Genomic DNA, 9,368 nt, shown 5'->3' with positions numbered 1-9,368 from the left:
GGGGGGGGGGGGGGCCTGGGGGCGGCCCCCCCCCCCCCGGCCCGTATTTTTTTTTTTGGGGGGGGGGGGGTGTTTTTGGGGGGGGGGGGGGGGGGGGGGGCCCCCGCGGGGGGGGGCCCCCCCCCACCGGCGTGTTCAAGGGCCCTGTACGGCTCTACAGGTACGACCAGATCCGGCGCGGCGCGTCCACCAGGCGGCTCAGCGCCTCCACACCGGCCGGCGGCTGCTCCGCCTTCTCCTTGCCCAGGTGCAGCCCGTACCAGATCTGCTCGATCGACGGCGGGCCGACCGCGAGATTGCGCCGTACGGCCGTCGAGGCCGACTCCTCGCCGCTCTGCACCAGATAGGCCGCCGCCATCGTGCCCGTACGGCCCACGCCCGCGCCGCAGTGCACGAACACCGGCCCGGCCGAGGAGGTCACCGTGTCCATGAACTGCTTGACCTGGTTCGGGGTCGGCGTCTGTCCGTCCCGGATGGGCATGTGCACGACCTCCAGACCGGCCTTCTCCGGCTCGCCGAGCTGCGCCGCGCTCAGGTCCTCGGCGCGCAGATCCACCACCGTGGTGATGCCCATGTCGGCGAGGTTGCGGTAACCCGCGGGGGAAGGGGCGGCCCCGCGCCACAGGTGACCCTCGGAGTCGACGGGCTCGAAGTTGTGCACGCCCTGGACCACGCGCGTCCCGGCGGGCGCGGGTGTCTCCGACTGGATCCACTGGTGGGCGATCAGAATGCCGAGGGAGCCGACGGCCCACAGGACCAGGTATCCGATCACGATGGCGACCAGAGCCCGTACGGCACGCCGCTTGACGCTGCGCTTCGGGCGGACGGGAGCAGGGGCGGGGGCGGTGGTGGTGGGCGGCAGGGGGAGGATTTCGGCGACAGTCATGGCGGCCCAAAGGGCTAGGGGACGGGAGATTCCTGGAATCGTATCCCGGCCCGACATGTCCGATAAGCCGGATATGACCTATCTCTCATTCTCAATGACGAGTACCGCACCCCACGCGTGGTACACCCCCGCGCCCCGCCGCGGCGCCACTCAGTTGTCGTACGCCTCCGTGTCGCCCATCCCCACCACCGTCAGATGGGCCCGCTCCAGCGCGGTGTCCTCCAGGCAGCCGCGCAGTCGCAGCCGGTCGTGCTCGGTCAGCGCGGGCCGTACGACACCGGCGAACAGGCCCTCGCCCAGATCGCCCAGCGTCGCCCGGTTCAGGGCCACGGACGTGGAGTCCCGGCACCCCTCCCACAGCTGCCGCGCGGCCAGCGCCCGCCGCTCCGGCGTCATACCCGCGTCCCGTACGTCGATACGGACCAGTACCGACGTGGCCGCGGAGGCGTCCTCGCGCTCGTGCCGGGTCTGCGTCAGATCGGCGAGGCCCACGATCAGCCCGCCCAGCAGCGCGGTCCCCAGCACACCCGCCACCACCAGCCGCGCTGTGCGGGCCCGCGTCCGCGGTCCGGCCGGTGGCGGTACGTCGTCCAGGTCGAGGCCGGCCGAGGGGTCCGGCGCGGCGAGCACGGCCAGCCGTCCTGCCAGCTTCCGCTCGGCAGGGCGGGACGTCGACGCCGCGACCCGCTGCACCAGCCAGGCCATCCCCGACAGCAGCACACCGGTGACCATGAGGACCGGCACGAACACGTACGTCCGCTCGGCCGGCTCCTCCAGCCACCGGAACCGAGTCGCGCGAGGGGCGTCCTCGGACCGCTGCCTCTGACGCAGCCGGGCCAGCACGTCCCGCTGCCGCTCGGTGAGCTCGCGCTGGCGCAGGTCGTAGTCGCGCATCCGGTCCTCGACCCGGGCCAGCCGGCCCACCAGCACCAGCCCGAGCAGCAGCACCTCCACCACCAGCAGCACCACACCGCACAGCACCGCGCGCTGCCACTGCCAGCGGTAGAGGTAGACGACGAAGTACATCGCCGCACCGCCCGCCGCCGCGGCCCCGAAGAAGTACGCCAGGCGCCTCATCGGGGGCCTCCCCGGTGTGCGGCGCCGGACGCGGACCGGGTGGGCGGCGTGCTCTCGGTGGCCGCCCGTGCTCCGCCGTTGGTGCTCGGTGCTCCGCCGTCGGTGCCCGGCGATCTGCTCTCGGTGCCCCGTCCTGCGCCGTCGGTGCCCGGTGCTCTGCCGTCGGTCGCCGGGTCCGGGCGGACCTCGCCGGTCCTGCCGTCGAGGGTCATCCGGGTGCCGGGCGGGAAGCGGCGTACCGCGTCCTCGGCGCCGACGACCGCGGGCAGCCCGTACTCGCGGGACAGGACGGCCAGGTGGGACAGCGGGCTGCCGGTCTGGGCGACCAGCCCGGTCAGCCGGGGCAGCAGCGGGGCGAGCGCCGGGTCCAGGGTGCGCACGACCAGCACCGCGTCGTCGGGGGGTGGTCCGGTGCCGTCCCAGGCCGTGCCGACGGCCCGCCCTCCGGACACGCCACGGCCGGAGCCTTCGCCGCCGGTACGGCCGCTGCGGCGCCGCTCGGCCCGGCGGCTCCGCGCCCGCTCGGCGACGAGCGTGCCGTCCTCGGCGATCCGGAACGCGTCCGGCAGCGGGGCGGACAGCGGCCCTGGCACCCGTTCCCGTACGTCACCGGGGAGCGGGCCGCCCTCCAGCGCGGCGATCAGCTCGGCCCACCGCAGCAGACCGACCCGCGCGGGGTCGTCCAGCACGCCGCGCACCCTCAGCCGGTGCGCCGCCTCCCGCACGAGCCGCACCTGAAGCTCCTGCACCCACCGGATCCGCAGACGCAGGGCCTCGCGGGGCGGCAGGGCGGGGAGGGGAGCGGCGGCCGGGGGAGCGGCGGCCGGGGGAGCGGCGGCCGGGGGAGCGGCGTCGTCGGCGGTTCCCCGCCGGGGCCGTACGAGGTCGACGGCACCGCCGCGTATGCCTGGTCTGCCCATGCCCTGGGGCCCGGCCGTTCCCGCCCCCGTCCCGGGGTCCGGCGGCAGGTGCGGCCGGTCGCGCAGGCTCGGGGAGGTGAGGGCGAGGACGAGCGGCTCGGTGCTGAGCACGCGGTCGTCGGGTATGCGCCGGGCGCGGGCGTCCGCGAGGACGGCCAGGGCCGAACCGGCGGCGGTGGTCCGGGGCGTGTCGCGCAGCAGGGCACCCGCGAGGCTCTCCTGCGCGTGCAGGGAGACCAGGGCGGCGCGCGACCAGCGCAGCGTGGACACGAGCGCGGACCCGGGCAGCTCGTCGGGGCGGGGAATCTCGGCGAGCTGCCGGTCGATGTCGGCGACCAGGTCCACGGCGAGGCCGGGCAGCGCTCCCGTGAGCCGTCCCACCCGCCAGGCCGCGGTCAGCCGGCGCGCACCCGGCGCCGGGTTGAGCAGCGCCAGCCAGGGATGCCGCGGCGGCAGCGCCCCGAGCAGCCGCAGATCCGCGGCCGCCCGCCCGCCGACGGACGTCACCACCGGCACCGTACGCAGCAGCCGGCGCGGCGCGGTGCCGCCGATGTCGAGCGCGGCGGCGAGCCCGCGGGCCATCGGCGCCACCCACAGGTCCTCCTCCAGCGGCATCAACTGCTCGGGCAGCGTCTCCGCGACGGGTCCCGGACCCAGCAGCCGGGCCCCGCGGGCCGGCCGCGCGGCCATCGCCGTGATCGGGCGGCTCTGGAACAGCCACAGCCGTCCGTCCTCGTCGAACCCGAACTCGATGTCCTGCGGCCCGCCGAACACCTGCCGCGCTCGGCGCGCGAGCCGTGCGAGCCGGATCAGTTCGGCACGGCCGAGCACCGCTCCGCCCTCGCCGGGCGGGTCGACGCGCAGCAGGCGTCCGCGCGGGCTCAGCCAGTGGTCGGTACCCGCACGCACGCCGCTGACCAGCGTGTCCGGCCCACCGGACACCACGCTCACCAGCAGCCGGTCGGTACGCCCCGCGACGGGATCGGCCCCGAACATCACCCCGCCCACCCGGGCCGTCAGCATCGGCTGCACCAGCACGGCCATGGGCGCCGTCGTCCCGTCGGGCAGCTGCGCCGAGGCGCGCACGGCCCGCACCGCCGTACGGAAGTCGTCCGGGCCGCGCACGTCCAGCACCGAGTCGAAGCGGCCCGCCTGGGAGGACTCCCCGGTGTCCTCCTGCGAGGACGAGGACCGCACGACCAGTGGCCGTGTGCCGTCCTCGGACAGCTCGCGCCAGGCCTCACGCAGGGCGGGGGAGTCGTCGGGTACGCCGGACGGGATCACGAAACCGGGCAGTACGGGCAGGCCTGCGCGGGCCGCGCGGGCGAGGTTCGCGGCCTTGGAACCGGTCAGACCGGGATCAGCCGCGGCAGGCCGTTCCAGTGGGACGGCCTCGGGGCCGTGCGCCCCCGGCGGCATGCCGAGCGCACCCTGGCCCCCGGAACCTTCCCCCTCGTACGCACCTTCTCCGTGCCGTTCGACGAGAGTCGTCATCGAGCACCCTCCAGGACCGGCCGCCTACAGGGGGGACGCGCGGGGTTGGCCCTACGCCTGACGGCGGTACCAAGGACGGGGCTGCCGCCGCCGAGGCCGTTTCACGGGAGACGGCGACGAAACACCTCCTGGGACAAAATCGTCCCACTTTCTTCCTTGGAACACCTCTGCCAGGTGTCACATTCCGGCCAAATCGGGTTCATCGGCGAAAGGCGGTTCGAGCTGGCCGGGAATCTCACGCGGAGTGGTCCGCGGGCAGCACCCCGCACAACGCCTCCAGCGCCGCCTCGTACGCGTGCTCGGGCGGCGTCGCATACCCCACCACCAGGCCGTCCATGGCTCCCATGGCCCCTATGGCCGCCATGGCCTGCGTGTCCGTCTCCGGATGCCGGAACGCCGACAGGCCGTCCAGGGCGATCCCCTGCCACACCGCCCCCTTCACGGTGCTCGGCTCGGTCCCCGGCGGCAGCCGCAGGACCGCGTGCAGCCCGGCCGCCACGCCCGTCACCTCGATGTGCGGCGCCTGCGCGGCCAGCGCCGCCACCAGCCGGTCCCGGCGACCGCGGTAGCGCTGCCGCATACGCCGCACATGACGGTCGTACGACCCACTGGAGAGGAAATCGGCGAGCGCGAGCTGATCCAGCACACTCGCCCAGGCCTCCCGCTCGCCCTTGACCGCCAGTACCTCCTCCACCAGCGGCCCCGGCAGTACCATCCACCCCAGCCGCAATGCCGGGGACAGGCTCTTGCTGACCGACCCGATATAGACGACACGCTCCGGATCGAGACCCTGCACGGCGCCGACCGGTTTGCGGTCGTAGCGGAACTCGCCGTCGTAGTCGTCCTCCAGGACCACCCCGCCCCGCGCGCGTGCCCAGTCGACGACCGCCGCACGGCGCGCCGCGTGCAGCGGGCCGCCCGTCGGGAACTGGTGCGCCGGAGTGAGCAGCACCGCCCGCTCGCGCCCCAGCCGATCGACCCGCGCCCCGTCCTCGTCCAGCGGCAGCGGAACCGTCCGGACCCCCGCCGCCGCCAGCAGCTCCCGGTGGAACCCCAGGCCGTACGCCTCCACCGCCAGCGGCCCCCGCAGCACCCCGCCCCCGAACAGCAGCCGCAGCGCATGCGCGAACCCCGAGCAGATCACGATCCGGCCCGGCTCCGTCCGCACCCCCCGCGCGCGTGCCAGATACTCGGCCAGGGCCTCCCGCAGCTCGATGCGCCCGGCCGGATCGCCCGGCCCGAACACCTCGTTCGGCGCCTGCTGCAGAGCCCGCCGGTACGAGGCCTGCCAGGCCGCGCGCGGGAACTCCGAGGCGTCCGGCGTGCCCTGCCGCAGATCGTGCCGTGGGCCCCGCGCGCGTACCGGCGCCCTGCCGGGCGTTCGCACGGCATGCCGCACCGGCTCGGCCCGGTCCGCCACCCGGGTGCCCGAACCCTGCCGGGCCGTCAGCCAGCCCTCCGCCACCAGCTCGGCGTAGGCGTCCGCCACCGTATTGCGGGCGACCCCCAGATCCGCCGCCAGCGACCGGTACGGCGGCAACCGCGTCCCCGGCGCCAACCGTCCGCTCCGCACCGCCTCCCGCAACGCCCGGATCAACGCGGCCCGCCGCCCACCCGGCCCCGCCACCTCCAGATGCAGATCGGCCCCGATCCGCTCCGCCGCATCGACCCACGACTCCGTCATGGAGCGGGACCCTACAGTCGGTGGGGTTTACACGGAGGTGGGTGCTGGGTGTACGGCGGCGGTGCGGGTGGTCCTGGCGGTGCGGGTGGTGCCGACGGTGCGGCGGTGATTGGGGCGGCGCGGTGCGGTGGGGTGCTGGGTGGCGCGGGATGGGGCAGGGCTGGGCGGGGTGCTGGGTGGGGCAGTGCTCGGTGGGGTGGGCTACACCGACATCGGCCGGTCGTGGGGTGAGACCGGGGCGGGCAGCCGTGAGGTGCCTGTCAGGTGGCGGTCGACCGCCGCCGCCACCGCTCGGCCCTCTGCGATCGCCCAGACCACCAGGGACTGCCCGCGCGCGGCGTCCCCCGCGGCGAACACGCCGGGCACATTGGTGGCGAAGCCCGCGTCCCGGGCGATCGTGCCGCGCGGCTCCAGGGCGAGGCCGAGCTGGTCCACCAGTCCGTCCCGCCGGTCGGGGCCGGAGAAGCCCAGCGCGAGCAGCACCAGGTCCGCGGGCAGCGCACGCCCTGTGCCCGGCAGCGGCCGGCGCCGCTCGTCGACCTCCGTGAGGTGCAGCGCCCGCACCCGTCCGGCCGCGTCCCCGGTGAACCGCAGCGTGGACGCCGCGAACAGCCGCGCGTCGGCGTCGGCGGCGGGCGCCGTCCGCAGATCACGCGCCTCCTCGTGCGCGGCCGACAGCCGGTAGACCCGCGTCGGATACGTCGGCCACGGCTCGGCGTCCTCGTCGCGCGCCTCGCCCGGCCGGCCGTAGATGTCCAGCTGGGTCACGGACGCGGCGCCCTCCCGGATCGCGGTGCCGAGACAGTCCGCCCCGGTGTCACCGCCGCCCACGATCACCACATGCCGCCCCGCCGCCGACAACGGCGACCGCTCCAGGTCTCCCTCGCACACCCGGTTGGCCAGCGGCAGATACTCCATCGCCTGATGGATCCCCGCCAACTCCCTCCCTGGCACCGATAGTTCACGCCACGCCGTCGCGCCGGTGGCGACCACCACCGCGTCGTAGCGTGCCCGCAGTTCGTCCGCCCCGATGTCCCGCCCGACCGCCGTCGAGGTGCGGAACCATGTGCCCTCGGCCCGCATCTGCTCCAGCCGCCGCTCCAGATGGCGCTTCTCCATCTTGAACTCGGGGATGCCGTACCGCAGCAGCCCGCCGATCCGGTCGTCCTTCTCGAACACCGCGACGGTGTGCCCGGCCCGGGTCAGCTGCTGCGCCGCCGCGAGTCCCGTCGGCCCCGAGCCGATCACCGCGACCGTCTTCCCCGACAGCCGGTCCGGCGGCCTGGGCGGCGCGAACCCCTCCTCCCACGCCCGGTCGGCGATCGCGCACTCCACGTTCTTGATCGTCACCGCCGGCTGGTTGATCGCCAGCACGCACCCCGCCTCGCACGGCGCCGGACACAACCGCCCCGTGAACTCGGGGAAGTTGTTCGTCGCGTGCAGCCGGTCCGCCGCCGCCCGCCAGTCGTCCCGCGCGACCAGGTCGTTCCACTCCGGGATGAGATTCCCCAGCGGACAGGCGTCATGACAGAACGGGATCCCGCAGTCCATGCACCGATCCGCCTGCTCGGTGATGATCGGCAGCAACGCCCCCGGCGCATACACCTCGTCCCAGTCGCGGACCCGCTCCTCGACCGGCCGCCTCGGCCACTCCCGGCGAGGCGTGGTCATGAACCCCTTGGGATCTGCCATGGCCGTCTTCCTTGCCTGCGCGTACGACCGGCCGTACCCCGTTCGACGGCACCCTTCCGGCAACGATACGTCCCATTCGCCCGGACTGCAGGGGGGTGAACGGCGCGGTGGACAGCCCCTGCGGACCCCGGCTCCAGCCTGGCCCCAGAACCGATCCCAGCCTGGTCCCAACCCGGTCCCAGCGAGGTCAGGGGGGCGTTTCCCGTGGCCGCTGCCGGGTCAGGTGAGCGCCAGTGCGTAGAGCACTGTGGCCGCCGCCGAGGCGGCCGTCCGTATGTGGTTCCACCGCGTCCACTCGCGCACATAGACCGGCCAGTACGCGTCCGCCTCGGGAGTCCCCGGCTCCAGCCGGAGCAGCGCGTCATTGCGCGGCACGTTGGCGACGACCGTCACCCCGAACGAACCGAACCCGTACAACGCACTCCCCAGCAGCAGCTCCGCCTTCCCCTCCCCGGGCCACACCACGAACGTGACCACAGCCACCGCCACGGCCACCACCGCCGTGCCCAGGAACACCGCCATGAACGCCGGTCTCGGCGCCGCCCTGTTGATCGCGTTCATCGCCGCCACCCCCTGCGCCGACGGCAGCGCCGCCAACGCCCGCATCACGAAGGTCGAGAACGCGCAGAACACCCCCGCCGCGAGCCCCGTTCCGAGCACCCCCGCCACGGTCAGCCACAAGTACGGTCCTTCGATCACGCCCACCCACCCGCTTCCATTTCCCCTGCTCCCTGCCCTCAGTCAACGCCACCGCCTCCGGCCGGACCATGGCCGATCGGCGCGCAGCCATACGCGAGCGTCCAGCCCCCTCACCCGGCCGCGTCTGCACCCTCCTCCTGCCAACCGCGCAGCACCGTCTCCACAGCCGGCCTGATCCGGCGCCGCGCCTCATGCCGTGGCACGCCGCTCATCAGCAGCAGGTCGTACGGCGTGTCCATGTGCCGTACCGACGCCACCACCGCCGAGATCACCGCCCCCTCGGACAGCGCCCGCCCCGCGGCGCTGCGCCCGACCCGTCCGCTGCCGCGCACCGAGGCGTGCCCGGCGATCCCTCGGGCCCGCTCGGCGGGGCAGCCCGGGAACAGCCGCCGTATCTCCGCGGCGAACGCCTCCGCGAACCGCGCGTCCTCCGCCGCCCGTCGCCGCGCGTCACGCGCCCGACGCCGCCGCCGTGCCTCGGCGTCCGCCAGGCATCTGGCCTCGGCCCGCGCGAGCGCCTCCTCCTCGACGAGGACGCCTTGGCGCTCGTAGCGGCTCTTGCGGCGGTTGAACCGCACCACCACCGCCGACAGCCCGCTCTCCTCCCGCGACCTGCGCGTCAACGCCGTGTCGCCACGCGGCAGGAACACCAGGTGCCCGAGGTCGGCGCAGTCCAGGCAGCGGGGTGCGCCCTCCTCCAGGACGAGCAGGGGCAGCGGCCCGCGCAGGCACACGGAGCAGCGCTTCCTCTTGAGAGGCTGGATGACGACAAGTCCGGCCCGGGGCTGGTGGGTTGTGGGTACGGCCATACCCGGTTCATGCCCCCTGGTCCCCTCCGGCCCACTCACCCCCTTCCCTGTGCTGACCGGCCCGGTATGTCCCCACACGCCCTCCCGCCGGTTACGAGCCGTATCCG

The 9,368-nt window shown here is 74.7% G+C and carries 7 protein-coding genes; all 7 read right to left on the bottom strand.

Annotation, left to right across the window (positions count from 1 at the left end):
* Positions 1–154: 154 nt before the first annotated feature.
* Positions 155–886 (bottom strand): dual specificity protein phosphatase family protein, encoded by a 732-nt coding sequence (locus ACIQ6Y_RS07440; RefSeq protein WP_404034130.1) that lies wholly within the window; start codon positions 884–886, stop codon positions 155–157.
* Between the two features lie 150 nt (positions 887–1,036).
* Complete coding sequence (locus ACIQ6Y_RS07435) at positions 1,037–1,963, bottom strand: hypothetical protein (protein WP_404034128.1); 927 nt, start codon at positions 1,961–1,963, stop codon at positions 1,037–1,039.
* Complete coding sequence (locus ACIQ6Y_RS07430) at positions 1,960–4,377, bottom strand: PEP/pyruvate-binding domain-containing protein (protein ID WP_404034126.1); 2,418 nt, start codon at positions 4,375–4,377, stop codon at positions 1,960–1,962. Before ACIQ6Y_RS07430 ends, ACIQ6Y_RS07435 begins: the two co-directional genes overlap by 4 nt.
* A 235-nt stretch (positions 4,378–4,612) precedes the next feature.
* Entirely contained in the window at positions 4,613–6,061 is a 1,449-nt protein-coding gene (locus ACIQ6Y_RS07425) for a PLP-dependent aminotransferase family protein (protein WP_404034124.1), read from the bottom strand.
* Positions 6,062–6,262: 201 nt separating this feature from the next.
* Complete coding sequence (locus ACIQ6Y_RS07420) at positions 6,263–7,753, bottom strand: glutamate synthase subunit beta (RefSeq protein ID WP_404034122.1); 1,491 nt, start codon at positions 7,751–7,753, stop codon at positions 6,263–6,265.
* Between the two features lie 219 nt (positions 7,754–7,972).
* Complete coding sequence (locus ACIQ6Y_RS07415) at positions 7,973–8,452, bottom strand: DUF1772 domain-containing protein (RefSeq protein WP_404034120.1); 480 nt, start codon at positions 8,450–8,452, stop codon at positions 7,973–7,975.
* Between the two features lie 110 nt (positions 8,453–8,562).
* On the bottom strand, positions 8,563–9,261 hold the full coding sequence (locus tag ACIQ6Y_RS07410) for a DUF2293 domain-containing protein (protein ID WP_404034118.1): 699 nt from the start codon (positions 9,259–9,261) through the stop codon (positions 8,563–8,565).
* Positions 9,262–9,368 lie beyond the last annotated feature (107 nt).

Origin of the sequence: Streptomyces sp. NPDC096205 (genome assembly GCF_044763135.1) — a bacterium.
Classification (GTDB): Bacteria; Actinomycetota; Actinomycetes; order Streptomycetales; family Streptomycetaceae; genus Streptomyces.
This window is presented reverse-complemented; position numbering and strand designations above follow the sequence as displayed.

Coding starts and splice junctions, on each gene's coding strand:
- ACIQ6Y_RS07440 (WP_404034130.1), bottom strand. CDS start 886: ATGACTGTCGCCGAAATCCTCCCCCTGCCGCCCACCACCACCGCCCCC.
- ACIQ6Y_RS07435 (WP_404034128.1), bottom strand. CDS start 1,963: ATGAGGCGCCTGGCGTACTTCTTCGGGGCCGCGGCGGCGGGCGGTGCG.
- ACIQ6Y_RS07430 (WP_404034126.1), bottom strand. CDS start 4,377: ATGACGACTCTCGTCGAACGGCACGGAGAAGGTGCGTACGAGGGGGAA.
- ACIQ6Y_RS07425 (WP_404034124.1), bottom strand. CDS start 6,061: ATGACGGAGTCGTGGGTCGATGCGGCGGAGCGGATCGGGGCCGATCTG.
- ACIQ6Y_RS07420 (WP_404034122.1), bottom strand. CDS start 7,753: ATGGCAGATCCCAAGGGGTTCATGACCACGCCTCGCCGGGAGTGGCCG.
- ACIQ6Y_RS07410 (WP_404034118.1), bottom strand. CDS start 9,261: ATGGCCGTACCCACAACCCACCAGCCCCGGGCCGGACTTGTCGTCATC.